This is a genomic window from Rhizobium sp. Root1212, assembly GCF_001424985.1.
Lineage (GTDB): Bacteria > Pseudomonadota > Alphaproteobacteria > Rhizobiales > Rhizobiaceae > Pararhizobium.
On the sequence record NZ_LMDA01000001.1, the window covers coordinates 1,333,311 to 1,359,064 of the forward strand.

The window sequence follows — 25,754 nt, forward strand, 5'->3', positions numbered from 1 at the left end:
GTCTTGCTCGTTTCCTAATATTTTTTGCGGGCCGGGCGATCAGGCGCTCAGGCCGCCGAACAGTGTCGGCATGTCGAGCGGGCGGAAGCCGTAGTGGCTCATCCAGCGCACGTCGGCGTCGAAGAAGTTGCGCAGGTCCGGCATGCCGTATTTCAGCATGGCGATGCGGTCGAGGCCCATGCCCCAGGCGAAGCCCTGATAGACGTCGGGATCGAGACCGCCGGCGCGCAGAACGTTCGGGTGCACCATGCCGCAGCCGAGGATTTCCATCCAGTCGGTGCCCTCGCCGAACTTGACGATCGGGCCGGAGGAGCGGTCGCACTGGATATCGACTTCGAAGGACGGCTCGGTGAAGGGGAAGAAGGACGGGCGGAAGCGCATCGTCACATTGTCCACCTCGAAGAAGGCCTTGCAGAACTCCTCCAGAATCCAGCGCATGTTGGCGACGTTGGACTTGGTATCGACGACGAGGCCTTCCACCTGATGGAACATCGGCGAATGGGTGGCGTCCGAATCCTGCCGGTAGGTCTTGCCGGGGATGATGATGCGGATCGGCGGCTTCTGGGCCTCCATGGTGCGGATCTGCACCGGCGAGGTATGGGTGCGCAGCACCTTGCGCTCGCCCTTCTCATCGGGACTGAAGAAGAAGGTGTCGTGCATCTCGCGGGCCGGGTGCCCCTCGGGGAAGTTCAGCGCCGTGAAGTTATAATAGTCGGTCTCGATATCCGGGCCTTCGGCGATGGAGAAGCCCATATCGGCGAAGATCGCAGTGATCTCGTCGATGATCTGGCTGATCGGATGGATGCGGCCGCGCTCGGCCGGCGAAGAGCGGACCGGAAGCGAGATATCGACGGTCTCGCGAGCGAGACGGGCGTTGATCGCCTGATCCTTGAGTTCGCTCTTGCGGGCGGCGATCGCATCGCCGACCACGGTCTTCAGCGCGTTGATGGCGGCGCCGCGGGTCTGGCGCTCTTCCGGCGTCATGGTGCCGAGCGTCTTCAGAAGCTCGGAGATCGAGCCCTTCTTGCCCAGCGCCGAAACGCGCACGGCTTCGATCGCCGCCTCATCGGCGGCAGCGACGATATCGGAGAGAAGGGTGTGTTGCAGTGTGTCGAGTTCGCTCATTCTGTCCTGCCTTCACGTGCGGGAGTAATCGGGTAAGGGTTTTTGTCAGTGTCGGGCGCGGGTGGCCGACTGCAGAAAATCGGTGGCGGAAATAAATCGCATGACATCCTTGCCGGCCCGCAGACGGGTGAGAAGCCGGGCAACGGGAAGAAGCCGCGCGAAGAAAGGGACGATGTCGGCGAGCGCCGTCTCGGCCTCGGCCGGGCGGTTGCTGCGCCAGGCGGCAAGCGTTGCGGCCGGGGTTTCCGGCTTCAGGCAGCGGCTTGCGACCTGCAGGAACAACAGCCAGATATCTCGTGCCTGCGCAGTCGCCAGCGGCATCACGGCGGCCGGCTCTTCCTCGAAATCGAGAAAGCCGAACCGGCCGTCTTCGATGACGAAATCGCGCGGGTGCGGGCGCCCGTGGCAGAGGCCAGCGGCATGCAGCCGGCCAAGCTCCAGCCCGCAACGCACCAGAAAGGCGTCATGGACGGCAGGATCGGTTTTGACCGACTTCATCTGCCGCTCGACGGACTGGCCGAGATTGGAGAGCACGATGGCCGATTGGCCCCTGTAGAGAACAGTCGGCGTCAGGAAACCGGCCTCGGAAAGACGGGAAATCTGCCGCACCTCCCGCTCCAGCATGCCCTGGGCATCGAGCAGCGGCGCTGGCCGCAGGACGGGCTGGCGGACGAGGCGGGAGAACAGCCACTGAAAACGCGGCCCGAGCCGGGGGCCGAGGCGATTGTAGCGCTTGATCCAGACATCGCGATCGGAAAGCGAGACGCGCTGGACACGGCGGGTCCCGCCGGCAAGCGCTGCCAGCATCACCGCGATATCCTCGTCCTTCAGTTCGGGGAGCATCTGCCGCCCTTCGCTTTCCTGTTCAAGACGCTGTGGTGGACCTGCCGGCCCATAAGAAAACCCGCGCCAGCCCTGCCAGCGCGGGTTCCCCAATACTAGAAATGAAGTCTGGGAAGCGCTGGTTTACTTGACCGCGCTTTCAAACTCGTTTGCCGTGCCGGCTTCCTTGAGATAGGCGAGCGCCTTCTTGGAAGCTTCGACGAGGCTGCCGAAGGCTGCCGGCTCATGGATAGCCATGTCGGACAGAACCTTGCGGTCGATTTCGATGCCAGCCTTGTTCAGACCGTCGATGAAGCGGCCGTAGGTCAGGCCGAATTCGCGGACGGCTGCGTTGATGCGCTGAATCCACAGAGCGCGGAAGTTGCGCTTGTTGACCTTGCGGTCGCGGTAGGCAAACTGCTTGGAACGATCAACCGCAGCCTTTGCAGCGCGGATGGTGTTCTTGCGGCGGCCGTAGAAACCCTTGGCTGCCTTGAGTGTCTTCTTGTGCTTGGCGTGAGAGGTTACGCCGCGTTTTACACGTGCCATGTCATGATCTCCTTAAAATCCAAAAGTACCAGACGTCTCAGAGACCGTTCGGCAGGTAGTTCTTGATGACCTTCTTGCCATCGGGCTCGGCCAGCACCATGGTGCCACGGGCGTCGCGAATGAACTTGTTGGACCGCTTGATCATGCCGTGGCGCTTGCCGGCGGCAGCCGCTACGACCTTGCCGGTGGCGGTGATCTTGAACCGCTTCTTGGCAGAGGACTTCGTCTTCATCTTGGGCATTTTGCTACTCCATGTTCTTGATATGAGATCGACTGACGAGGTCGTCTCCAGCGTAAAGAACGGCCACGGCATGCCCTGCCGGACCGTTCGGACGGGGGCTTGTAACCGAAGTCCTGAGAAAGTGCAACGGGATTCGCCGCAAGCCCTGCAATTTCGGGAAATCAAACCCTTTCATCGGAAAAGCCGCCCCGAAAGGCGGCTTTTTCACCTATACAAGCCGTCGCTTGATTACCGCGGCGCCAGTACCATCATCATCTGGCGGCCTTCGAGCTTCGGCTCGGCTTCCACCTTGGCGATGGCGGTGGTGTCTTCCTTGACCTGAAGCAGCAGCTTCATGCCCAGTTCCTGGTGGGCCATTTCGCGGCCGCGGAACTTGAGGGTCACCTTGACCTTGTCGCCGTCTTCGAAGAAGCGGCTCATCGCCTTCATCTTCACGTCATAGTCGTGCGTGTCGATGTTGGGGCGCATCTTGATCTCCTTGATCTCGATGACCTTCTGCTTCTTGCGGGCTTCGGCGGCTTTCTTCTGCGTCGCATATTTCAGCTTGCCGAGATCGAGAATCTTGCACACCGGCGGCTCGGCGTTTGGCGAGATCTCTACCAGATCGAGACCGGCCTCTTCCGCCATGCGGAGCGCCTGATCCGTGGGCACGATGCCCTGGTTGCCGCCTTCGGCATCGATCAGCTGAACTCGGGGAACCCGAATTTCCTTATTGGAGCGGGGGCCGTCCTTGACTGGGGCATCCGTTTTGAAAGGTCTGCGAATGGTCGTACTCTCCTCGAGTTGTTACGATGTGTCTTATATGGGGCATCGCGCAATCCCGGCCAAGGGCCGCTCAACTGCTGCAAAATGCCGGCATGGAATGCTGAGGCGGTCTCTTTAACATAGCTTTTCGCGAAAATCACCATCTGTCACACGATTGAAGAATCTGTTTTAGAAAGAAAAACAGCAGCCCGCGCCGCCTTCGAGGAAAAATCCATGACCAACCCGCCGGAAAACACCGAGCCGACCCACCTCGATATCGGGCTTGGCGCCGAATCGCGCCGGATCGCCATGAAGCTTTTGCCGGCGGCAAAGCCCGGCCTGCCGACACTGGTCTGGCTCGGCGGCTATCGTTCGGACATGAGCGGAACCAAGGCGGTGGAGCTTGAGAAACATGCGGCGGCCATCGGCGCCGCCTGCCTGCGCTTCGACTATTCCGGCCACGGCATCTCCGGCGGCGCCTTTCGCGACGGCAGCATTTCCCGCTGGCTGGAAGAAAGCCTCGGTGTCGTCGATCATGCCGCAAAGGGGCCGATGATCCTTGTCGGCTCCTCGATGGGGGGCTGGATCGCGCTCAGGCTGATCGAGGAGCTGCGCAAGCGCGGCGAAGGCGAGCGCGTCGCCGGTCTGGTGCTGATCGCGCCGGCCCCGGATTTCACCTCCGAACTGATCGAGCCCAACCTGACGGATGTCGAGCGGACCTCTCTGGCCGAACGCGGCTATTTCGAGGAGCCGACGGCCTACGGGCCGGAGCCCTATATCTACACCGCCCTACTGATCGACGACGGCCGCAAGAACCGCGTTCTGGACGGCATCATCGAAACCGGCTGCCAGGTGCATATCCTGCAGGGCATGCAGGACCCGGACGTGCCCTATGCCCATGCGCTGAAGCTGGTCGAGCACCTGCCGTCCGACGATGTGGTGCTGACGCTGATACGCGATGGCGATCACCGGCTTTCGCGGCCGGAGGATATCACCCGCATGCTGGCCGCGATCGACGACATGCTGGCCGGCTGACACCGCCCTTCGTTAATATTCGGGCCCTGCCCTCTGTCTTCCCGCTTGGGACGACGGGGGCGTCTCTGTGCCGTTTCGGACCACTTCGATTCGCGGCCCGATACCCCTCCTCCCCTCCCCGCCCTGCAAATGCGGGCTTTCGGCCGTTAACCATAGAGACCGATCCCTAATTCTGAAGATTGACGAAACTCGACGCGCGCTGTTAACTCTTTCTTAACGATTAGAGCGGCGCGCGAAGGGAACAGTTCGCGACGCAGCCGAGAGTTCCAGATTTTGCGGGGCGTCCGGAATGACTCCGGATTACCGCGCCACAGGGGATACGCATGGCGCAGTTGACTGGGGTTAAGGCAATGATCGTGGCGTTTGCCGCCATCGTTGCATCGGCGGAAGCGGCCATTCCGGCGCCGAACGCCACGTCGCTGTTCATGCAGACCGGCGCCGTCACCTCGCAGCCGATCGGCCACTACGAATTCTGCCGCAAGTACAAGTCCGAATGCGACATCAAGTCCGTTTCTGCCCCGGCGCCGCGGGTCACCGAATTCGGCTGGCAGGTCATCAACGAGGTCAACCAGTCGGTCAACCGCGAGATCACCCCGGTCACCGACGAGGAACTTTACGGCCAGGAAGAACTCTGGACCTATCCCGAAACCGCCGGCGACTGCGAGGATATCGCGCTGCTGAAGCGCAAGCGGCTGATGGAAAAGGGCTTTTCCGCCTCCGACCTGCTGATGACCGTCGTTCGCAAGCCGGATGGCGAAGGCCATGCGGTTCTCACCGTCCGCACCGCGCAGGGCGATTTCATCCTCGACAATCTCGACAACGAAGCCAAACTCTGGACCAAGACGCCCTATCGCTTCCTGAAGCGTCAGGCCTCGTTCAACACCGGCCGCTGGGTCACCATCGAAAACGGCGCCGAAGTTCTGGTCGGTTCGGTCGGCAACTGATCCCACTGAATGTTTCTAAAAAGGCGCCCATCGAGGCGCCTTTTTTGGTTGGGTCAGGCATTGCCGATCAGGATGCCCGCCGCCAAAACCAGCCCGCCCCCGAGCACCACCTGGAATACGGCGCGGAAGAACGGCGTTTCCATATAGCGGTTCTGGATGAAGGCGATCGCCCAGAGTTCGAAGAACACGACCGCCGCCGCAATCCCCGTCGCAGTCCAGAAGCTCGGGATCAGGTAGGGCAGCGCATGACCGAGGCCGCCGAGCGCCGTCATGATGCCGGAGGCAAGTCCACGCTTGACCGGCGAGCCACGGCCGGAAAGCTTGCCGTCGTCATGGGCGGCTTCCGTAAAGCCCATGGAAATGCCCGCGCCGACCGAAGCGGAAAGGCCGACGAGGAAAGTCTGCCAGGTATCCTGCGTCGCAAAGGCGGCGGCGAAGATCGGCGCCAGCGTCGAGACCGAACCATCCATCAGGCCGGCAAGGCCGGGCTGCACATAGGTCAGCAGGAACTGGCGTTTTTCCGTCCGCTTTTCCTCGTCTCCGGCCTCTCCGGCCGTATGTTCCTCGACCAGCCGCTGGGCAAGCGAATGATGCGAGCGTTCCGCCATGGCGAGATCGCCGAGCAGCTTGCGGGTTTCGGCATCGGTGGCGGATGCGGCGGCCTGTTCGTAGAAACGCTGCGCCGATTCTTCCATGGCTTCGGCCTGAAGCCGGGCCTGCTCGATCGGCATGGAGGCCACCAGCCAATCCGGCTTGCGGTCGGGAAAGCCACGGACATGCTCGCGGCGAACCAGCGGGATGCGCTTGCCGAAACGGCGCAGATGCAGGTCGATCAGCATCTGCCGGTGACCATTCTCTTCTTCGGCCATCTCCTCGAAGACGGTGGCGGAATGCGGATAATTCGCCCGAATGGCATCGGCATAGGCAAGATAGATGCGGCCATCATCTTCCTCGGACGAAATGGCAAGGGCGAGAACCTCCTGCTCGGTGAGGGCCGAAAGCGGGCGACGGGAGAAGAAATCCGAAAGGAACATGACGAAACCTATTTTAGAATCATTCTAAAACTAGGACCGAGATTGGCCGGCGTCAAGGTCGCAGGCACCCTTGGTTACAGCGTCAGGTTCAGCGTCTGCTCGCGGACGATATAGGCCTTCTGCCGATCGGTGATGTAGTCGCGCACGATAGGAGCGGCGTCGCGCGTGCGGGAAAGCTGCATGTGGAACACCAGCTGGCTGCCGGTGCGGAACATCATCTCGCAACTAATGAGATAGAATTCCCACATGCGGGCGAAGCGCTCGTCATAGAGCGCAACGACCTTGTCTCGGTTCTTCTCGAAGCGGTCGCACCAGTGCTTGAGCGTCGTCGCATAATGCACGCGCAGGAATTCGAGATCGGTCACCCAGAGGCTGTTCTGTTCCACCACCTCGAATACCTCCGACAGCGCCGGCGAGTAGGCGCCCGGAAAGATGTATTTGCGCAGCCAGGCGCTCGCCATGCCGGGCGGGCTCATGTGGCCGATCGAATGCAGCACGGCGATGCCGTCATCCGGCATCAGCGCATTGAGCTTCTTGAAGAACTCGTCGTAATGCTGCACGCCGACATGCTCGAACATGCCGACGGAGACGATGCGGTCGAAGGTCTCATCGACATCGCGATAATCGCGCAGCTCGAAGCGCACCCGGTTTTCGAGGCCCGCCGCCTTGGCGCGCTCCGTTGCCAGCGCCTGCTGCTCCTTGGAGAGCGTCACGCCGAGCACTTCCACATCTTCGAGCTTGGCGAGGTAGAGCGCCAGATCGCCCCAACCGCAGCCAATATCGAGCACCTTCATGCCCGGCTTCAGACAGAGTTTCGAGGCGAGCAGCCTCAGCTTGTTGCGTTGCGCCTGCTCCAGCGTCTCATCCGGCGCGCGGAAATAGGCGCAGGAATAGAGCATGTTGTCGTCGAGGAAGAGTTTGTAGAATTCGTTGCCGACATCGTAGTGATGGGCGACGTTGCGCTGCGCCTCGCCCTTGATGTTGGACTGCTGGCGCCTGCGGAAACGCATCTTGATGGCGCGGATCGCCTTCTGCACCGGATAGGCACCGAGCGAGAGCCGGTTCAGGGAGAAGAGTTGCAGGAAGTCTCTAAGTGTCGAGCCTTCCTCGAAGCGCAGCGTGCCGTCCATATAGGCCTCGCCGGCGGCAAGCTCGGAATTGAAGACAAGCGAACGATAGAGTTTCGGGTCGGTGAGCCGCATGGTCACTTCGGGACCGGGCGTTCCGGAAAACACATGCCGCTTTCCGGCGGCGTCGATGACGGTGAGCTGCCCCTTGCGAATGAAGGCCTTCATCATATGCGAGAGTGGAAACATGCATTCCCCTTGGCAATAGTCGGCGTCCTATGCGGGCATCCTATCATCGGCTTTTGAAAAAGCGCGGAAATAATTGGGGATTTCGCAACGGGAGCGCGTGCCGGTTTGGGGCAGCCCGAAAACCGGTTATCCGGCGCTGACGGTCGCTCCGGCGCTCGCCGCAACCACGAGCAGCGTGCCGCCGATCTGCAGCGCCGTCATCGGCTGTGACAGCACGACAAAGCCGGCAATGGCGCCGAGCGCCGGCTCCAGGCTCATCAGGATGCCGAAGGAGCCGGTGCTCATGCGCCGGAGCGCAATCATCTCCAGCGCATAGGGCAGGAGCGGCACGAGGATCGCAAGACCGGCAATGGCGATCACGCCCTCGCCCGTCAGCCGCGGCAGGTCCATCAGCCCGAAGGGCGTGGCGACGATGGCGGCAATCAGAAGCGACATGGAAAGCCCCTGCAGCCCCTCGAAAACCTTGCTCGCCTTCTTCATCAGGATGATGTAGAGGCCCCAGCCGGTGGCGGCACCGAAAGCGAAGAGGATACCGGTGGGTTCGCCCACCCAGCCCTCGCCGTCATGGGCAAGCAGGAGAACGCCGAGGCCTGCCACCAGCGGCCAGACAAGCCGCCAGCCGATGCCGAAGGCGAAAGTCGCAACCAGCAGCGGACCGAGAAAATCGATGGCCACCGCAAGCCCGAGCGGAATGCGCTCGATCGCCGCGAAGAAGCAGAGCGTCATGCCGGCCATGCAGGCGCCGAGGATGGCGGCCGTTTTCCATTGCTGAAGGCTGTATCTGAAGACCGGCGGGCGCACGATGACGAGGAGCATGAGCGCCGCCCAGATGAGCCGCAGCCAGGTGGTGCCGGCCGGTCCATAGGCGGAGATCGCAGGCGCCGACAGCGCCGAGCCGAACTGCACGCTCGCCATCGACAGGAGGCACATCAGCCCGCCCAGAAGCGCCGAGGCGCCCGGACCTGCCGCGACACCGCTGCCGCCGATTTCATCTGCATTTGCCACGCGCTGATCCACGCCGTTTCTCCCTGACATCACTGCCCTAGCCTGTAAGCAACAGGCTGCTGTTCGGCAAATTCATATTTGTCGGCCGAAGGATGAGGAAAATTGATGAAGGCTTGCAACCGGCTGGCCAGAGCCGATTTTCAAGCGGCGGAACAAATCGCCGGTTTTACTCGTTTTCACTGAAGTTGAACCAAGGAGTAACAACATGGACGTGAACGGTGTCGGGTGGATTGCAGCAATTCTGATCGGCGGGCTGGCAGGTTGGCTCGCGGAGCAGTTCATGAAGTCGAATATGGGCGTCTTCATGAATATCATTCTCGGTATTATCGGTGCTGTCGTTTTGAATGCGATCCTGGCCTTTGCCGGCATGGGGTTCACGGGATGGCTCGCCTATCTGGTCATCGGCTTCATCGGCGCCTGTCTGCTGATCGCGGTCGGTCGCGCGGTCAGGCGATAGGAGATTGGATATGCTGACGTTTTCAGCTGAAGGAAGCGGGCAAGGCACGCTCGAAATCAACGGCTATCACGAGCCCGTCGCCTATGAGCTGATCGTCGCCCAGGAAGAAGACAATACGCGTCAGGTCCGCATTCGTCTCAATGCCCCACGCGACTGGCTCCTGAAACAGGGTTTTCAGGGCGATGCCGTGCTGGTTCGCAACAATGGCGCCCGCATCGCCGTGCGGCGCGAAGGCGGCGTTGCCGTCGAAGACGCTATTTCCGTCACGCTGGAGGGCTACGACGATAGCCATGTCGGTGCGGCGGATCTGTCGGAGGCCTATCCCGAACTCACGCGATAAATCGCCGTCGAGGGGAGGATGGTCCCGGAAACAGCAGAAAATGAAAAAGGGCGCGGTCCAAAGCCGCGCCCTTTCCGATACCTTGATCCTGGATCGCGCTCAGTCCTTGGCGCGCTCGACGTAGGAACCGTCTTCGGTCGCGATGACGACGCGGACGCCGGCCGAGATATGCGGCGGAACGAGCGTGCGAACGCCGTTCGACAGAACAGCCGGCTTGTAGGACGACGATGCCGTCTGGCCCTTCACGACCGGTTCGGTCTCGACGATTTCGAGCGTGACGTGGCGCGGCAGTTCGATGGCGATGGCAAGGCCTTCGTGAACCGAGAGAATGCAGGTCATGCCTTCCTGCAGGTAGGCCTTCAGGTCGCCGATATCGTCGGTGGACATGACCAGCTGGTCGTAGGACTGCGGGTTCATGAAGTGGAAGCCTTCGCCGTCTTCGTAGAGGAAGGTGTGCTCGGTGTCTTCGACGAAGGCGCGCTCGACCTGCTCGGTCGTGCGGTAGCGTTCGGAGACCTTCACGCCGTCGGAGATGCGGCGCATGTCGACCTGGGTGACCGGCGTGCCCTTGCCGGGATGGAAGTTCTGGGCCGTCAGAACCACATAGAGCTTGCCGTCGACATCGAGAACATTGCCCTTGCGGACCGAAGAGGCGATTACCTTGACCATAAGTCTTCCTTGCAAAAGAGGCTGTCGCGTCGTAGAGGAGCGCACGAAGCCTGCCCGTCAAAGACGCTGATTTCAGAGTTTTCGGGCCGCACCTATCCTATATTCATGCAAATTGCCAGCGGCACGCGCACGCAAGGCTGAAGAAAGGCGTCCGGGGCTGCGATCCGCTTCCATTCGCCAGACCGGAACCGAGACCATGGCCATCACGACCTCTGCCGCTTCTCCCTGGTGGACGCCCGACGTCCATGCCGACCGCCGCGGCTTCCTTCTCGGCCGCAACCGGATACAGGCCGCCTTGCGCGGTTTCTTCATCGAACGCGATTTCATCGAGGTCGATACCGCGACGCTGCAGGTCTCGCCCGGAAACGAGGCGCATCTGCATGCCTTTGCGACCGCGGCTATCAATCCCGATGGCAGCGAAGCGCCGCTCTATCTCCATACCTCGCCGGAATTCGCCTGCAAGAAGCTGCTGGCGGCCGGCGAACAGCGCCTTTCCTGCTTCGCCCATGTCTATCGTAACCGCGAGCGCGGGCCGCTGCATCATCCCGAATTCACCATGCTCGAATGGTACCGCGCCGGCGAAACCTATCAGGCGCTGATGGACGATTGCGCCGATATGCTGGCGCTGGCGGCACGGGCGGCCGGCCGCGAGGTGCTGAGCTATCGCGACCGGATCACCGATCCTTTCGCCACGCCGGAGCGCATCACCGTGGCGCAAGCCTTTTCGCGCCATGCCGGCGTCGATCTTCTGGCGTCCATCGGGCAAGACGGCGAAACCGACCGTGAAAAGCTGGCGGCAAGCCTGCGGCAAGCCGGCATCCGTGTCGCGGAAGACGATACCTGGGCCGATCTCTTCAGCCGGGTGATCGTCGAGAAAGTCGAGCCCAATCTCGGCCTTGGCCGCGCGACCATCCTTTACGAATACCCGGTCGCGGAAGCCGCCCTTGCCCGGCCGACGCCGCACGATCCGCGCGTGGCCGAACGTTTCGAGCTTTATGCCTGCGGCGTCGAGCTTGCCAATGCCTTCGGCGAACTCACCGATGCCGGCGAGCAGCGGCGCCGCTTCGGGCTGGAGATGGCGGAAAAGCAGCGCGTCTATGGCGAAACCTATCCGCTGGACGAGGATTTCCTGGCCGCTCTCAACGTCATGCCCGAGGCGAGCGGTGCAGCCCTCGGCTTCGACCGGCTGGTGATGCTGGCAACCGGCGCGCCGCGCATCGATCAGGTGATCTGGGCCCCGGTGGCGGAGACGGCCCGGTGAACGCACTCCTTTCCCCACCTGTCGCCCGTGCGTTGAAAAGCCTCGAAGAACTGCAAGCCGCCGGCCTGATCGCGCCGCAGGACGTGCCGTCGCTTGCCGGTATCGGCGAGCATTATGCCGTCGCGGTCACGCCGGTCATGGCCGCGCTGATCGATCCTGCGGATAAAAACGACCCGATCGCCCGCCAGTTCATTCCCGATGCGGCCGAACTCGTGCGCCTGCCGGAAGAGCGTGACGACCCTATCGGTGACGCTGCGCACAGCCCTGTGCCCGGCATCGTGCATCGCTACCCGGACCGTGTGCTCTTGAAGGCCGTGCATGTCTGCCCGGTCTATTGCCGTTTCTGCTTCCGCCGCGAAATGGTCGGGCCGCAGGGTCTCGGCACGCTGACGCCGCCGGAGATGGACGCGGCTTTCGCCTATATCGCCGGCCACCCGGAGATCTGGGAGGTGATCCTCACCGGCGGCGATCCGCTGGTGCTGTCGCCGCGCCGGCTGCGCGCGATCACCGAACGGCTGGCGGCAATCGACCATGTGAAGGTGGTGCGGTTCCATACCCGCGTCCCCGTCGTCGAGCCGGGGCGGGTCGATGCAGCGCTGGTCGAGGCACTGAAGGCGAGCGGCAAGGCCGTCTATCTGGCGCTTCACGCCAATCATTCGCGCGAATTCACCGCAGAGGCAAAACAGGCCTGCGCCCGGCTCGTCGATGCCGGCATCGTCATGGTCAGCCAGTCGGTGCTGTTGAGGGGCGTCAACGACGATGTCGAGACGCTGGCGGCGCTGATGCGGTCTTTCGTCGAAAACCGCATCAAGCCCTATTATCTCCACCACCCCGATCTTGCGCCGGGCACCAGCCATTTCCGCCTGACGATCGAAGAGGGACAGGCGCTGGTGGCGGGCCTGCGCGGCCGCATTTCCGGCCTCTGCCAGCCGGCCTATATCCTCGATATCCCCGGCGGACACGGCAAGGCGGTGATTTCGGCGAGCACGATCGCCAGCGAAGGCGGCGGTTGCTACACCGTCACCGATTTCCGCGGCAACGCCCACAGCTATCCGCCGCGGGCAGACTAGGCTTTTCAGCCCGGCTCATGCGGCGGCGTTTCTTTCGCTGCCGCCGCACGGCCGATGCCTGTAAGCGCATGGCCGCGTTCGCGCAGCCACTGGAAGGCGACGTAAAGCGCCGGGATCAGGAAGATACCGACCATCGCCGCCGCGAGCATGCCGCCGGCAACGCCGGTGCCGACAGCACGGCGGCTCAGCATACCCGCGCCCTCGGCAATGATCAGCGGCACAAGGCCGATGATGAAGGCAAAGCTCGTCATCATCACGGCGCGGAACCGGGTGCGCGCGCCCTCGATGGCGGCATCGACGATGCTCGCCCCCTTTTCGCGCCGGTCCTTGGCGAATTCGACGATCAGGATCGCGTTCTTCGAGGCGAGCGCGATCAGAACGACAAGACCGATCTGCGCGTAGATATCGAAGGACAGCCCAGCCACCAGCACCGCAATCAGTGCACCCGCGACACCGACGGCCACGGACAGCAGAACCGGAATGGGGATCGTCCAGCTCTCGTAGAGCGCGACGAGGAAGAGATAGGCAAACAGCACGGCGAGCGCCAGGATCACCGTCGTCTGGCCCGCCGCTTCCAGTTCCTGCAAGGCCGTGCCCGTCCACTCGTAGCTATAGCCGGAGGGCAGCGTCGTTGCCGAAAGCTGTTCCATCGCCGCCAGCGCCTCGCCGGAGGAGACGCCGGGCGCCGGCTGGCCGTTCAGCGTGATCGAGCGATAGTTGTTGTAGCGCACGATCGATTGCGGCCCGACGATATATCGCACCCGCGCCACGGAGGCGACGGGCACCATCTCGCCGGAGGAATTGCGCACATGCAGCCGCGAGATATCCTCGACGGAGTTGCGGTCGGCCTCGGCCGCCTGCATCGTCACCTTCCAGCTGCGGCCGAAGAGGTTGAAGTCGTTGATGTAATAGGAGCCGAGCGTGCCCTGCAGCGTCGTAAAGAGATCGCTGACGGAGACGCCGAGAGCCTGCAGCCGGTCGCGGTCGAGATCGAGATAGAGCTGCGGCGCGCTTGCCGAATAGGTGGTGAAGGTCGGCCCGAGCTTGGGGTTCTGGTTGGCGGCGATCACGAGGCCGCCGGCGGTTGCCGCGAGGTCTGCGGGCGGACGGCCCTGCAGGTCGAGCAGCTGGTATTCGAAGCCCGAGCCGGTGCCGAGACCCATGATCGGCGGCAGGTTGAAGGCGAAGACCTGCGCGCCGCGCACAGCCGTACCCTTCATCATCGCGGTACGGATCGCGGCATTGACGGAAAGCTCCGGCGTCAGCCGCTCGTCGAAACCCTTCATCGTCACCAGCGCAAAACCGCTGTTCGATTTCGAGAGGCCGTCGAGGAAGCTGTAGCCGCTGACGCTGAAGACATCGGCGACCCCGTCGATGCCCTTCAACATCGTCTCGACACCGCTGACGATATTCTGCGTGCGGTTGAAGGATGCTCCTTCCGGCAGGCGGATTTCGACGAAGAAGGCGCCCTGGTCCTCGGCCGGCAGGAAGCCGGTCGGCACGATGCGGAACAGCCAGCCGCTGGCGCCGATCGCGACCGCCAGAAGCAGCACGCCGATGATCGCGCGCCGGGCGATATGGCCGGCGACATAAACGTAACCGTCGCGGCCATTGTCGATGCGCCGCGAGAGCCAGCCGAGAATGCCACGCTTTTCGCCGTGATGCGGCTTGAGCAGGATCGAGCAGAGCGCCGGGCTGAGCGTCAGCGCGTTGATCGCCGACAGCACCATGGAGACCGAAACGGCGACGGCGAATTGCTGGAACAATTGCCCGCTGAGGCCCGGAATGAAAGCGACGGGCACGAAGACGGAAAGCAGGACCAGCGTGATCGCGACGATGGCGCCGGTGATCTCGCCCATGGCAAGCCGCGCCGCTTCCGGCGCTTCCATGCCTGGATTTTCCTCCATCACCCGCTCGATGTTTTCGACCACGACGATGGCGTCATCGACGACGATGCCGATCGCCAGCACTAGCGCCAGCAGCGAAATCGTGTTGAGCGAGAAGCCAAGCGCCAGAATGACGGCGAAGGTGCCGATCAGCGCCACCGGCACCGCAACCAGCGGAATGAGCGTCGCCCGCCAGTTTCCGAGGAAGAGGAACACGACGATGATGACCAGCACGAAGGCTTCGAGCAGCGTATGCTCGACATTGTCGACGCTGGCCTCGACGAAGGTCGAGGTATCGTAGGTCACCTGATATTTCAGGCCGGGCGGAAAGCTTTTGGACAGCCGCTCCATCGTGTCGCGCACGCCTCTGGCGGCAGCCAGCGCATTGGCGCCGGGGGCCTGGTAGGTGCCGATCATGGCCACCGGCTTGCCGTTGAAACGGGCGCTGGTATCGGAACTGGCGGAACCGAGCACCACCCTGGCGACATCGCGGATGCGGATGTAGGAACCATCCGGCTGCGCGCGCAGCACCACATCCTCGAACTGCTTCGGATCGGTCAGGCGTCCTTGCGTCTGCAGGTTCAGCTGGAACAGCGGATCGTTGGTCATCGGCTGGGCGCCGATGCGGCCGATGGCGGCCTGCACGTTTTGGGTCTTCAGCGCCGCAATGACATCTGAAGGGGTCATGCCGAGATTGGTCAGCCGGTCGATATCGAGCACGATGCGCATCGAATAGTCTTCGGCGCCGAACATCGAGGCATCGCCGACGCCCGGAATGCGCTTGATCGTGTCCATCAGGTTGATGGTCGCGTAGTTCGACAGGAAGAGATTGTCGAAGCTCTCATCCTCGCCATAGATGGCGATGACCTGCATCAGCGCGGAGGATTTTTTCCGCACGCTGACGCCGGTCTGTTTTACTTCCGACGGTAGCCGGGCTTCGGCCAGCGACACGCGGTTCTGCACGTTGACGGTGGCGATGTCCGGGTCGGTGCCGACGGCGAAGGTCACGGTCAGCGTATAGGAACCGTCCGCGCCACTGGTCGATTTCATGTAGAGCATGTCGTCGACGCCGACGACCTGGCTTTCGATCGGCTGGGCGACGGTCGCTTCGACCACATCGGCGCCAGCGCCCGGATAACTGGCGGTGACGCTGATCTGCGGCGGCACGATATCGGGAAACTGCGCCACCGGCAGGCGGGTGAGCGCGATCAGGCCGGCCAGCGTCAGAACGATGGAGATGACGGCGGCAAAGCGCGGGCGATCGATGAAGATCTCTGAGATCATGGCTCAACCACCCGCGGCAGGCGTGGCATCGACGGTGATACCGGGCCGGACCTTGCCGACCCCATCGGTGATCACATTCTCCCCTTCCTTCAGGCCCTTGTCGATGACGGCCTGCCCGCGCGCCGAGCGCGAGACATCGACGCGGCGAAGCTCGACCTTGTTGTCTGCGCCGACGACCATGACGAACGCGCCCTGCTGGTCGCGCTGGATCGCCTGTTCGGGAACCGCCAGCACATCCTGCTTGTCGGCCTGTTCGAGATTGACCCGAACCAGCGTGCCGTCGAGCAGCGTCGCTTCCGGGTTATCGAACTTGGCGCGCACGATCGCGGTGTCGGTGCCCTGCGAGACGTTGCTGGCGATGAAATCGATCGTGCCCTTCAACGGATATTCGCGGCCGTTCGGCAGGGTGATGTTGACATTGGCGGCACCGCTGTAGCGCCCGGCCTTCACGCCCTCGCGATATTCGAGCAACAGCGCGATCGCCACCGGGAATTCGACATAGATCGGATCGAGCTTCGTCAGCGTCGCCAAGGGGCCGCTGTCGGGGCCGACAAGCGCGCCGACATCGACGGAGGTCAGGCCGACGACACCGTCGAAGGGGGCGGTTATCTTCGTATAGGAGAGATCGAGATCGGCCTTGGCCTTGGCGCCTTCGAGGCTCGTCAGGTCGGCCGCGGCCCTTTTCAGCTGGGCTTCGGCGATATCGACCTTGGACTGCGGCGTGGTGTTGCTCTGGAAGAGCTGTTTTTGCCGGTCTCGCTCGATAACGGCCAGATCGTATTGCGCCTGCGCGGCAGCCAGCGCACCATCGGCCTGCTGCACGGCCGCGGCGTAGGAGCCGTCCTCCACCTCATAGAGCACCGTGCCGGCCGCAACCTTCTGGCCCTCGGTGAAATTGATCTTCTGCAGGAAACCGGAGACGCGGGCACGCATATCGACCTTCTGCACCGCGACGATGCGGCCGGTGAAATCGACGCTCTCGCGCAGGTCCATGATCGTGGCCGGGGCGACCACCACGGCCGGAGCGGGCGCCTGCTGGGCAAGGCCTGTGGACGCCGACAGCATCAGCGCGACAACGGCGCCGGCAGCGAAGGTGGAAAGCAGGCTTCTCGGCATCGGCATCCCCCGGAATGATTAAGGCCTTAGTCCGTCTTCTCTTTCATGCCCTCATTTTCGTAGACTAATCATGGAAGCACGACTTTGAGAAGACAATTTTCGCCACGTGCAACCTTAACAGCGGCCGGGCGCTTCAAAGACGGATGCGGCTGAAGAGGGCGCTCAGTTCCGATTGACGGCCGGTTTCGGTCTTGCGGAAGATGGCGCGGATATGGCTGCGCACGGTCTCATAGGCGAGCCCGGTCTGACCGGCGATATCGACGGCGCTCGTGCCGTTCGAGAGGATAAGTGCGATACGGGCTTCCGCCGGCGTGAGGCCGAAGAGGGTGGAAAGCGTTTCCGGCGCGAGGCCGCCCGCCGCGTCCGGATCCTCGATCAGCGCCATGGCGGCGGCGGGGTTGAAGATATCGCTAAACTGTTCGCCAAGCCGCTGGAAGCGCACCATCAGCGGCCGGCCGAGAAGGCGTGAAAGGGTCACGACCTCGGGTGCCCCCGGCTGCGCCGGGGCCTGGTCCGTCACGGCCTGCAGGGCCTTGTTGAAGGCGGCACCTTCGGCGGGTCGGATCGCCTTGATCTGGCCGTTTGCAAGCACAGGCCCACCTTGCAGCAGGCTTTCCGCCTTGGGGTTCGCCAGCACCACCCGACCGTTGCGGTCGAAGAACAGGCAGCCGATGCGGGCGGTCTCGAAGGCCGCCGCCATGCCGCCGTTGCGAGAGGTGGAGAAATGGCGCATCAACTGGGCCGCGGACATGAACCGTGTTCGAATGGCATGGAAATGGGACATGTCCTCGTGCGAAAAGCCACCCACTTCGATTCGGCCTTGCAGCACGAAATAGAGGTCGTCGCCCTCGGCGGAAACATCCATCATCACCGCGTCGCGCAGGCGGTGTTTGGCGAGGAAACGGTAGAAATCGACGCTGTTTTCTTCGTCGGGGGCCATGAAGTCCTGCTCAAGGACGACCCCACGTTGTTTTGACGGCACAATGAGACGCGCGCGGCCGTCGCGCCGGTGCCATTCCTCACCGACGTAATCCTCCATCCCCCGGTCGAGGCTTTCACTATAGAGCACGCCGCCGAACGCGCCGCCGCTCCTCGGCTCCATGATATTGGCGCCAAAGGCGCCGCAGGCTTCGCTGACCGCGGTGATGGTCGAGCGCCACCGGGCCGGATCGAGGGCGGCCTCCTGAAATGTATCGAGTGCCTTGTAAAGGCTGTCCGTCCTGACGCGCATGCCCCATCCGTGATCGCGCGGATCGGCCCCCACCAATCCCCGTACTATCTTTGCTTGTATATCACGGACTATTAAAAAAGCCGACCCTGACGGGCCGGCTTGGAATTTTTATAAATGCCGCTTGCGCGCTCAGCCTTCGCGGATCGGGGCGATCGAGATTTCGACGCGGCGGTTCTGGGCACGGCCGGCTTCCGAGGCATTCGACGCGACCGGGCGATCCTGGCCGTAGCCGATCGCCGACATGCGGCGCTGGTCGACGCCCTGGGTTGCCAGATAGTTGGCGACCGAAGCGGCGCGGCGTTCCGAAAGGCCCTGGTTGTAGCCGGGGTTGCCGGTGGAATCGGTGTGGCCATCGACATCGACGAGGGTCTTGTTGAACTTGCGCAGTACGATGGCCACCGAATTCAGCGTCGAGTAGAAGCCCGGCATCACCTGATCCTGATCGGTCGCGAAGGTGATGTTGGAAGGCATGTTGAGGATGATACGGTCGCCGGCGCGGGTGACCGAAACGCCTGTGCCCTGCAGCTGGGCGCGCAGTTCCGATTCCTGACTATCCATGTAATTGCCGATCAGGCCACCGCCGAGCGCGCCGATGCCGGCGCCGACGAGGGCCGCATCACGCCGGCCGCGGGCGCTGCCGCCGACGAGCAGGCCGGTCGCCGCACCAAGACCCGCGCCGATCAGCGCACCGCCTGCGGTGTTCGACATCTTCTGCTCGCCCGTATAGGGATCGGTGGTCGTGCAACCGGAAAGATAGATGGCCGCGACGGCCGCGATGGCGATTTTCTTCATCATGAATCAGAGGTCCCTCAAATCAGCTTGTCCTGCTTCATACTAGCGATTGCGGCGGGAAGATGAAGAGGCAGGCGAAGCAGCGGCTGGTGCGGTGGAAAACCCCGAGAAAAAGCCGATTTCGAGGCAAAGGCTGCACCGGAGCGCCGGCGCAGCCTCTAAACTTATTCGGTCAGGTCGATTTCCTCGGTCTTGCCGCCTTCGCAGGTGTAGCAGCAGTCGTCGCAGGTTTCGGCGTTCTCAGGACCCGTGCCCCAATAGGTGGCCTTGTCGCCGGAGACCCAGGCGCCGTAGCAGATCTTCTCGCCCTCGTCGCAGGAGAGCGGAATCTGCTTCGTCTCGCCGTCGTCGAGATAGTAGACCTGATTGTTGCCCGGCCAGACATGGTCGCGGTCCTGGCTGTAAAGCTCGAGTTCGACGGCATTCGGATGGCTGTTGCGCATCTGGAAGGTGACGTCGGCCGCAAAGGCGGCCGAGAACGTGCCGGCAAGGATTGCAACGGAAAGCGCGGCGAGCTGCGCGCGGCGGATGATGGACATGAAATATTTCCCCTTTTCATGCCGGCAACCCTGCCGGCATGACGCCATCGCTAGCATGCAAAATGGCCGATGGGAAAGGACGCCACGCCCTCTACCGAGGCCATTTTTGGTGCCGAAACGGTCTCAGTTCGTCGCAAGCAATTTGTAGAAGAAGGTCGAGCCGCAATAGTCGCCGTCCGGTAGCAGCGCATATTGCGGGATGACACCAACCCGCTGCCAGCCGAGCTTCTCATAGATCGCCTCCGCCGGGCTTCCCGTTGCCGTGTCGAGCACCAGCACATGGCGACGGCGGGACAGTGCCTCCGCTTCCGCCCGCTCCATCAGCAGTCGTCCGAGACCGAGGCCGCGCGCCCGGCGATGCACGAGCAGCTTCTTCAGGTCAGCGCGATGCGGCTGGTTCGGCATCATGCCGATGCCGAGCTGCACGGTGCCGAGGATGTCGTTGCCCAGCCGCGCAACGATCAGCACGGTATCGTCCCTTGCAACGGCGGAGATGACGCCGCGCCAGAAAGGCAACGCATCCGCTGGTGCGTAGGGTGTCAGGAAGCCCACCGATGCGCCGCCTTCAACACAGTCGGAAAGAATGTCGCACAGCGCAGGCAGGGCCGCTTCGGCCTCGTCTGCATAGAGAACGTGAACGGAAGGCTGGCTCATCTGCATCATCACCTGCTGCGGTTGAGGACAACGGCGTAGCGCGCCGGTTCCTCATAAGGGTTATGGAAGATATGGCCGTCGCCGAGCGCCATGAACAGGCAGTCGCCCGCCTCCAGCACATGGGTTTCGTCGGCAAGCGTCATGTTCAGCCGGCCGCTGAAGACCCAGACATGCTGGGTCGTGCCGGTTTCGATCTGATGGGGAGCGAACACCACGCGCGCACCGGGCGGAAACTCCACCTCGACGATATCGACCGGAGACGGGACGCCGTCCGGGGAGACTGAGCGCCTGATGTAACCGGTCTCCGGGTCGCGCCAAAGGCGCTGATCCCCGCGGCGCGACAACGGGGAGGCAGCCTCTTCTTCCGTGGCAAAGAAGCGGGACAGCGTCGTGCCGAGCGCTGCGCACAGCCGGGCGAGCAGCTGCGCCGTCGGGCTCGCTTCGCCCCGCTCCACCTTGGAGATCATGGCGCGACTGACGCCGGAGCGGGCGGCAAGATCATCGAGCGTCATTGCCCGCTGTTGGCGCAGCAGGCGAATGCGGTCGCCGATGGCGGTTTCCAACTCATTCAATTCCATTATTTGAGATTTACATTTTCTTATAGTGGAATCAAGCGTTACCTTTTCATCGAAAAATTATTTTGGCCATGGCGTTTTGACGATAGCCGCGGCATCGCCATGCCGTTAGCATGACCGCGTGCTCTCGCCTGGAAAACCCTTCCCCGGCAATATGTTAGAGGGCGTTTTAGGAGGATTCCATGGTGGCCGCCGCAGCACGCGAGGGCTCGTTCCTGTCGATCATCAGCATCGTCGCCTCGATGGCCTGCGTCGCCATCGGTAACGGGCTGATGCTCGCCTATGTACCCTTCGTGCTGTCGCGCGCGGATGCGCCCTCGTGGATCACGGGTGCGGCGGTGACGGCGCTGGCCTCGGGCGGGCTTGCCGGCTGCTTTCTGGCCGGACCGGTCATTCGCCGCGTCGGCCACGCCCGCGCCTTCGCCTGCTCCATGGCCTTCGTCATCCTCTCGGCGTTTCTCATCGCGCTCGGCGTCAATCCGCTGCTGTGGGTCGCGGCGCGGGCGCTTTACGGCATGTCGGGCAATGCCAATTTCATCATCTCCCAAAGCTGGCTGAACCACGCCAGCGCCAACAGCTGGCGCGGCCGGGCGATGTCGGCCTTTTATATGACCTATGTCATCTGCCTCGGCGTCGGCGCCTGGATTTTCGGGCAGCTGCCGGCCGATGGAAACCTGCCGCCGCTGCTCACCATCTGCTTCACTGCGATTGCCATCCTGCCGGTCGGCCTGACGCGGCTTCCCAATCCGCCGCCGCCAGCCAAGGTCAGCGTCGATATCCCCATGGCCTGGCGCAATTCGCCGGTCGCCTTCGTCGGGGTGCTCGCCGCCGGCGGGCTTTCCATGGCCGTGCAGGGATTTACCCCGATCTATGCCGCCACCAATGCGATGAGCCAGCAGGACGTGGCGCTCCTGATGTTCGTCATGCAGTTCGGCCTCGTCTTCATCCAGTATCCGCTCGGCGCGCTCTCCGACCGCATCGACCGGCGCATCGTGCTGATTATCACCTGCCTGCTGATCGCGGGGGCGGCGACAACGGCCTTCTTCATCCCCGTCTCGCAATTCCTGCTACTGATGCTGGTCTTCGCTGTGTGGGCGGGCGCCGTCGAGGCAGTCTATTCGCTGGCGAACGCCCATGCCAACGACCGCACGGCGCCGGCCGATTTCGTGCCCCTCGCCTCGACCATGCTGCTCTGTTGGTCAGTCTCGGCAACCGCCGTGCCGCTGGCGATCACCGTGCTGACGCCGGTATTCGGGCCGCAGACCTTCATCTATGCCGTGCTCGGCGTCGCCGTCGCCTATGCCGCCTTTGTTGCGATCCGTCTGCGCCACCGCGAAACCGTGCCGCCGCACCTGCGCGAAAACTTCGAGCTCAAGACCGCGCAGATGCCGAATGTCGAGGGGCTGGTGGAAGATGCAGGCTCGTCGCGCTGAGGCGCCAATATAGTCAACAATCCGTTCATTTCCCGCTTTGCGGCGCTTCAGAGCACTGTAGATCGCTTCATCGTTAAATGGAAACAATTCTGTTGGCTCAAACCGGCCTTCCACGCGAAGGCTGGCGCAGGGCGATGCCGCCCCATCGCACAAGCCGGCCGACAAAGTGGAGGGCCGGTTTGAGCCAACCCTTCGGGCCGGATGAATTTCGGCCATTACCGTCGGCCGCCGTCTCGACCGCAGCTATTGCTGCGCTCTTCGCCATCGTCCTTGGTTCTGGCCGAAATTCCTTCCGGCAGAATGGTTCCATTTAACGATGAAACGATCTATATGCGGCCCATGAGCACAACACCTTCCAAGACGCCCCTGTCGCATATCCGCAACTTCTCGATCGTGGCCCATATCGACCACGGCAAATCGACGCTGGCCGACCGCCTGATCCAGACCACCGGCGGCCTTGCCGACCGTGAGATGTCGGAGCAGGTTCTCGACAACATGGATATCGAGAAAGAGCGCGGCATCACCATCAAGGCCCAGACTGTGCGCCTGCACTACAAGGCCAATAATGGCGAGACCTATGTGCTGAACCTGATCGACACGCCCGGCCACGTCGACTTCGCCTATGAAGTCTCGCGCTCGCTGTCGGCGTGCGAAGGCTCGCTGCTGGTGGTCGATGCGTCTCAGGGTGTCGAAGCCCAGACGCTCGCCAACGTCTACCAGGCGATCGACAACAACCACGAATTGGTCACCGTTCTCAACAAGATCGATCTGCCGGCCGCCGAGCCCGAGCGCATCAAGGAACAGATCGAGGAAGTCATCGGCATCGATGCCTCGCAGGCCGTTCTGATCTCGGCCAAGACCGGCCTCGGCATTCCCGACGTGCTCGAAGCCATCGTCCATCAGCTGCCGGCGCCGAAGAGCGAAGGCGGCGAAGACGCGCCGTTGAAGGCGCTGCTGGTCGACAGCTGGTACGACACCTATCTCGGGGTCATGGTTCTGGTGCGCATCCTCGACGGCCGCCTGAAGCGCGGCATGACCGTGCGCATGATGGGCACCGATGCGAAATATCAGATCGAACGCGTTGGCGTCATCACGCCGAAGATGGTGACCGTCGACGAACTCGGCCCAGGCGAGATTGGCTTCATCACCGCCTCGATCAAGGAAGTGGCCGACACCCGCGTCGGGGATACCATTACCGAAGACAAGCGCCCGACCGCCAAGGCCCTGCCCGGCTTCAAGCCGGCTCAGCCGGTGGTGTTCTGCGGCCTGTTCCCGGTCGATGCGGCCGATTTCGAAGACCTGCGCGCCGCCATGGGCAAGCTTCGCCTCAACGACGCCTCCTTCTCCTTCGAAATGGAAAGCTCGGCCGCCCTCGGCTTCGGCTTCCGTTGCGGCTTCCTTGGCCTCTTGCATCTGGAAATCATCCAGGAACGCCTGGAGCGTGAATTCGATCTCGACCTGATCGCCACCGCCCCGTCCGTCGTCTACCAGCTCTATATGACCGACGGCACGATGCGCGAGCTGCACAATCCGGCCGACATGCCCGACGTCGTCAAGATCAAGGAAATCCACGAGCCGTGGATTCGCGCGACGATCCTGACGCCGGACGATTATCTCGGCGGCATCCTGAAGCTCTGCCAGGACCGGCGCGGCATCCAGGTGGAACTCACCTATGTCGGCACCCGCGCGATGCTGACCTATGACCTGCCGCTCAACGAAGTCGTCTTCGATTTCTACGACCGGCTGAAGTCGATTTCCAAGGGCTATGCCTCCTTCGACTACCAGATCACCAACCATCAGGAAGGCCATCTGGTAAAGATGTCGATCCTCGTCAACGGCGAGCCGGTCGATGCGCTGTCGATGATGGTGCACCGCATGGCCGCCGAAAAACGCGGCCGCGATATGTGCGAGAAGCTGAAGGAGCTGATCCCGAAGCACATGTTCAAGATCCCGATCCAGGCCGCCATCGGCGGCAATGTGATTGCCCGCGAGACCATCTCGGCGCTGCGCAAGGACGTGACCGCCAAGTGCTACGGCGGCGACGCCACCCGCAAGCGCAAGCTGCTGGACAAGCAGAAGGCCGGCAAGAAGCGCATGCGCCAGTTCGGCAAGGTGGAAATCCCGCAGGAAGCGTTCATTGCGGCGCTGAAGATGGGCGACGAATAAGGCGATCGCTGACCGCGGGCATCAAATGTCCGGCGCGTTAACCGCACGCTTCCCACCCTCGTCATGCTCGGCCCCCAGATAGATCTTCGGGCCAAGCCCGAGGATGATCGAGAGGTGGGAATGATATCCGCCAAAAACAACAAAACGGCGCGAACTAGGTTCGCGCCGTTTTTCGTCTTGGGATGAACCTTGATCAGGCTGCGACGGAAGCGGAGCCGGCGGTCGGGACTTCGGAGATGGTCTTCAGGACCTGCGAGGCGATCTGGTAGGGGTCGCCCTGGGAGTTCGGACGGCGGTCTTCCAGATAGCCGCGATAGTCGTTCTTCACGAAGGAATGCGGAACGCGGATCGAGGCGCCGCGGTCGGCAACGCCGTAGGAGAACTTGTTCCACGGGGCGGTTTCGTGCTTGCCGGTCAGGCGCAGGTGGTTGTCCGGGCCGTAGACGTCGATATGGTCCTGCAGGTTCTTTTCGAACTGTGCCATCAGCGCTTCGAAATAGGCCTTGCCGCCAACGGTGCGCATGTATTCGGTCGAGAAGTTGCAGTGCATGCCCGAGCCGTTCCAGTCGGTATCGCCGAGCGGCTTGCAGTGAAACTCGATGTCGATGCCGTATTTTTCCGTCAGGCGCAGCAGCAGGTAGCGCGCCATCCAGACTTCGTCGGCAGCCCGCTTGGAGCCCTTGCCGAACACCTGGAATTCCCACTGGCCCTTGGCCACTTCGGCATTGATGCCTTCGTGGTTGATGCCGGCGGCGAGGCAGAGATCGAGATGCTCTTCGACGATCTGGCGGGCGATGTCGCCGACGTTCTTGTAACCGACGCCGGTGTAATACGGGCCCTGCGGCGCCGGGTAGCCGGTTTCCGGGAAGCCGAGCGGACGGCCGTTCTTGTAGAAGAAATATTCCTGCTCGAAGCCGAACCAGGCGCCTTCGTCGTCGAGGATGGTGGCGCGGCTGTTGGACGGATGCGGGGTGACACCATCGGGCATCATCACTTCGCACATGACGAGAGCGCCGTTGGTGCGGGCCGGATCGGGATAAACGGCGACCGGCTTCAGCACGCAATCGGACGAGCGGCCTTCGGCCTGCTCCGTCGAGGAGCCGTCAAAGCCCCAGAGCGGCAACTGCTCCAGCGTCGGGAAGGTTTCGAATTCCTTGACCTGAGTTTTGCCGCGCAGGTTCGCCGGCGAATAGCCATCGAGCCAGATGTATTCGAGCTTGTATTTAGTCATTTGACGTCTCTCATCATAAGTTGCTTCGAAAACGAGCATGTCTCGATGGTCGAGCGGCCGGAGCCTGTCCGATCACCGAGGACCCGGAATGATCAAAGCATAATGCGTGCCAGTTTGACGGAGACCGCCCGATAATCGTCAGGAAAACCAGTTCCTTCCCGCTTTGCAGCATGGATCGCCGGGATTCCTGCAATGGTCACGCGGGGTTAGCAGATCGCAAAATTTTGTGCCTATA

Annotated in this window: 25 protein-coding genes; 8 read left to right on the forward strand and 17 right to left on the reverse strand. The window is 62.6% G+C overall.

The genetic code is table 11. The features are described 5' to 3' along the window. Positions 1-39: 39 nt before the first annotated feature. The 5 genes from pheS to infC all read right to left on the reverse strand — a co-directional run bounded on the left by pheS (position 40) and on the right by infC (position 3,502). A complete protein-coding gene (gene pheS, locus ASC86_RS06325) occupies positions 40-1,125 on the reverse strand; it encodes a phenylalanine--tRNA ligase subunit alpha (RefSeq protein ID WP_056317616.1) in 1,086 nt (361 codons plus the stop codon). 45 nt (positions 1,126-1,170) lie between these two features. Next, positions 1,171-1,968, reverse strand: coding sequence for a hypothetical protein (locus ASC86_RS06330; protein WP_056317619.1), 798 nt, complete (start codon positions 1,966-1,968; stop codon positions 1,171-1,173). Between the two features lie 123 nt (positions 1,969-2,091). After that, the gene (rplT, locus tag ASC86_RS06335) at positions 2,092-2,496 is read right to left on the reverse strand and encodes a 50S ribosomal protein L20 (protein ID WP_056317622.1); all 405 of its coding nucleotides are present in this window, start codon (positions 2,494-2,496) and stop codon (positions 2,092-2,094) included. A 37-nt stretch (positions 2,497-2,533) separates the two neighbouring features. Then, complete coding sequence (gene rpmI, locus ASC86_RS06340; protein WP_029620731.1) at positions 2,534-2,737, reverse strand: 50S ribosomal protein L35; 204 nt, start codon at positions 2,735-2,737, stop codon at positions 2,534-2,536. 228 nt (positions 2,738-2,965) lie between these two features. Next, positions 2,966-3,502: a translation initiation factor IF-3 gene (gene infC, locus ASC86_RS06345; protein ID WP_082509891.1), complete on the reverse strand. Its 537-nt coding sequence runs from the start codon at positions 3,500-3,502 to the stop codon at positions 2,966-2,968. Between the two features lie 213 nt (positions 3,503-3,715). Between infC and ASC86_RS06350 the strand changes: the two genes are divergently transcribed. Both ASC86_RS06350 and ASC86_RS06355 read left to right on the forward strand, forming a co-directional pair. Next, a complete protein-coding gene (locus tag ASC86_RS06350) occupies positions 3,716-4,516 on the forward strand; it encodes an alpha/beta hydrolase (RefSeq protein WP_056317631.1) in 801 nt (266 codons plus the stop codon). Positions 4,517-4,839: 323 nt separating this feature from the next. Next, positions 4,840-5,460 carry a transglutaminase-like cysteine peptidase gene (locus tag ASC86_RS06355; RefSeq protein WP_056317633.1) on the forward strand — a complete coding sequence of 207 codons (621 nt, stop codon included), beginning with the start codon at positions 4,840-4,842 and terminating at the stop codon, positions 5,458-5,460. 53 nt (positions 5,461-5,513) lie between these two features. Here ASC86_RS06355 and mbfA read toward each other — a convergent pair whose 3' ends face one another. The 3 genes from mbfA to ASC86_RS06370 all read right to left on the reverse strand — a co-directional run bounded on the left by mbfA (position 5,514) and on the right by ASC86_RS06370 (position 8,815). Next, a complete protein-coding gene (gene mbfA / locus ASC86_RS06360) occupies positions 5,514-6,494 on the reverse strand; it encodes an iron exporter MbfA (RefSeq protein WP_056317636.1) in 981 nt (326 codons plus the stop codon). A gap of 74 nt (positions 6,495-6,568) precedes the next feature. After that, positions 6,569-7,810 carry a cyclopropane-fatty-acyl-phospholipid synthase family protein gene (locus ASC86_RS06365; protein WP_056317639.1) on the reverse strand — a complete coding sequence of 414 codons (1,242 nt, stop codon included), beginning with the start codon at positions 7,808-7,810 and terminating at the stop codon, positions 6,569-6,571. 126 nt (positions 7,811-7,936) lie between these two features. Further along, positions 7,937-8,815: an EamA family transporter gene (locus ASC86_RS06370; protein ID WP_244477529.1), complete on the reverse strand. Its 879-nt coding sequence runs from the start codon at positions 8,813-8,815 to the stop codon at positions 7,937-7,939. A gap of 205 nt (positions 8,816-9,020) precedes the next feature. Here ASC86_RS06370 and ASC86_RS06375 point away from each other — a divergent pair, with 205 nt between their 5' ends. Next, entirely contained in the window at positions 9,021-9,272 is a 252-nt protein-coding gene (locus ASC86_RS06375; RefSeq protein WP_056317646.1) for a GlsB/YeaQ/YmgE family stress response membrane protein, read from the forward strand. Between the two features lie 10 nt (positions 9,273-9,282). Further along, positions 9,283-9,612 carry a hypothetical protein gene (locus ASC86_RS06380; RefSeq protein WP_056317649.1) on the forward strand — a complete coding sequence of 110 codons (330 nt, stop codon included), beginning with the start codon at positions 9,283-9,285 and terminating at the stop codon, positions 9,610-9,612. A 99-nt stretch (positions 9,613-9,711) separates the two neighbouring features. Here ASC86_RS06380 and efp read toward each other — a convergent pair whose 3' ends face one another. After that, positions 9,712-10,281: an elongation factor P gene (gene efp / locus ASC86_RS06385; protein WP_056317653.1), complete on the reverse strand. Its 570-nt coding sequence runs from the start codon at positions 10,279-10,281 to the stop codon at positions 9,712-9,714. A gap of 196 nt (positions 10,282-10,477) precedes the next feature. On the opposite strand from efp, the gene epmA reads away from it, so the two are divergent. After that, complete coding sequence (epmA, locus tag ASC86_RS06390; RefSeq protein ID WP_056317656.1) at positions 10,478-11,542, forward strand: EF-P lysine aminoacylase EpmA; 1,065 nt, start codon at positions 10,478-10,480, stop codon at positions 11,540-11,542. After that, entirely contained in the window at positions 11,539-12,612 is a 1,074-nt protein-coding gene (locus tag ASC86_RS06395; RefSeq protein WP_056317658.1) for a lysine-2,3-aminomutase-like protein, read from the forward strand. Before epmA ends, ASC86_RS06395 begins: the two co-directional genes overlap by 4 nt. Positions 12,613-12,617: 5 nt before the next feature. On the opposite strand, the gene ASC86_RS06400 is transcribed toward ASC86_RS06395, so the two are convergent. The 7 genes from ASC86_RS06400 to ASC86_RS06430 all read right to left on the reverse strand — a co-directional run bounded on the left by ASC86_RS06400 (position 12,618) and on the right by ASC86_RS06430 (position 20,692). Further along, positions 12,618-15,782 (reverse strand): multidrug efflux RND transporter permease subunit, encoded by a 3,165-nt coding sequence (locus tag ASC86_RS06400; RefSeq protein WP_056317660.1) that lies wholly within the window; start codon positions 15,780-15,782, stop codon positions 12,618-12,620. A 3-nt stretch (positions 15,783-15,785) separates the two neighbouring features. Further along, entirely contained in the window at positions 15,786-16,847 is a 1,062-nt protein-coding gene (locus ASC86_RS06405; protein WP_244477543.1) for an efflux RND transporter periplasmic adaptor subunit, read from the reverse strand. Between the two features lie 184 nt (positions 16,848-17,031). Continuing rightward, positions 17,032-18,129: a helix-turn-helix transcriptional regulator gene (locus tag ASC86_RS06410; RefSeq protein WP_056317665.1), complete on the reverse strand. Its 1,098-nt coding sequence runs from the start codon at positions 18,127-18,129 to the stop codon at positions 17,032-17,034. Between the two features lie 129 nt (positions 18,130-18,258). Continuing rightward, on the reverse strand, positions 18,259-18,924 hold the full coding sequence (locus tag ASC86_RS06415; protein WP_056317668.1) for an OmpA family protein: 666 nt from the start codon (positions 18,922-18,924) through the stop codon (positions 18,259-18,261). A 161-nt stretch (positions 18,925-19,085) separates the two neighbouring features. Further along, entirely contained in the window at positions 19,086-19,460 is a 375-nt protein-coding gene (locus ASC86_RS06420) for a hypothetical protein (protein WP_056317670.1), read from the reverse strand. Positions 19,461-19,583: 123 nt separating this feature from the next. Next, positions 19,584-20,114 carry a GNAT family N-acetyltransferase gene (locus ASC86_RS06425; RefSeq protein ID WP_056318362.1) on the reverse strand — a complete coding sequence of 177 codons (531 nt, stop codon included), beginning with the start codon at positions 20,112-20,114 and terminating at the stop codon, positions 19,584-19,586. An 8-nt stretch (positions 20,115-20,122) separates the two neighbouring features. Beyond that, positions 20,123-20,692 carry an XRE family transcriptional regulator gene (locus ASC86_RS06430; RefSeq protein WP_056317673.1) on the reverse strand — a complete coding sequence of 190 codons (570 nt, stop codon included), beginning with the start codon at positions 20,690-20,692 and terminating at the stop codon, positions 20,123-20,125. A gap of 179 nt (positions 20,693-20,871) precedes the next feature. On the opposite strand from ASC86_RS06430, the gene ASC86_RS06435 reads away from it, so the two are divergent. Together ASC86_RS06435 and lepA are read left to right on the forward strand one after the other, a co-directional pair. Continuing rightward, positions 20,872-22,122 carry an MFS transporter gene (locus ASC86_RS06435; RefSeq protein ID WP_056317676.1) on the forward strand — a complete coding sequence of 417 codons (1,251 nt, stop codon included), beginning with the start codon at positions 20,872-20,874 and terminating at the stop codon, positions 22,120-22,122. Between the two features lie 330 nt (positions 22,123-22,452). Next, entirely contained in the window at positions 22,453-24,288 is a 1,836-nt protein-coding gene (lepA, locus tag ASC86_RS06440) for a translation elongation factor 4 (protein ID WP_056318365.1), read from the forward strand. 193 nt (positions 24,289-24,481) lie between these two features. On the opposite strand, the gene ASC86_RS06445 is transcribed toward lepA, so the two are convergent. Beyond that, on the reverse strand, positions 24,482-25,519 hold the full coding sequence (locus ASC86_RS06445; RefSeq protein WP_056317679.1) for a glutamine synthetase beta-grasp domain-containing protein: 1,038 nt from the start codon (positions 25,517-25,519) through the stop codon (positions 24,482-24,484). Positions 25,520-25,754: the final 235 nt, after the last annotated feature.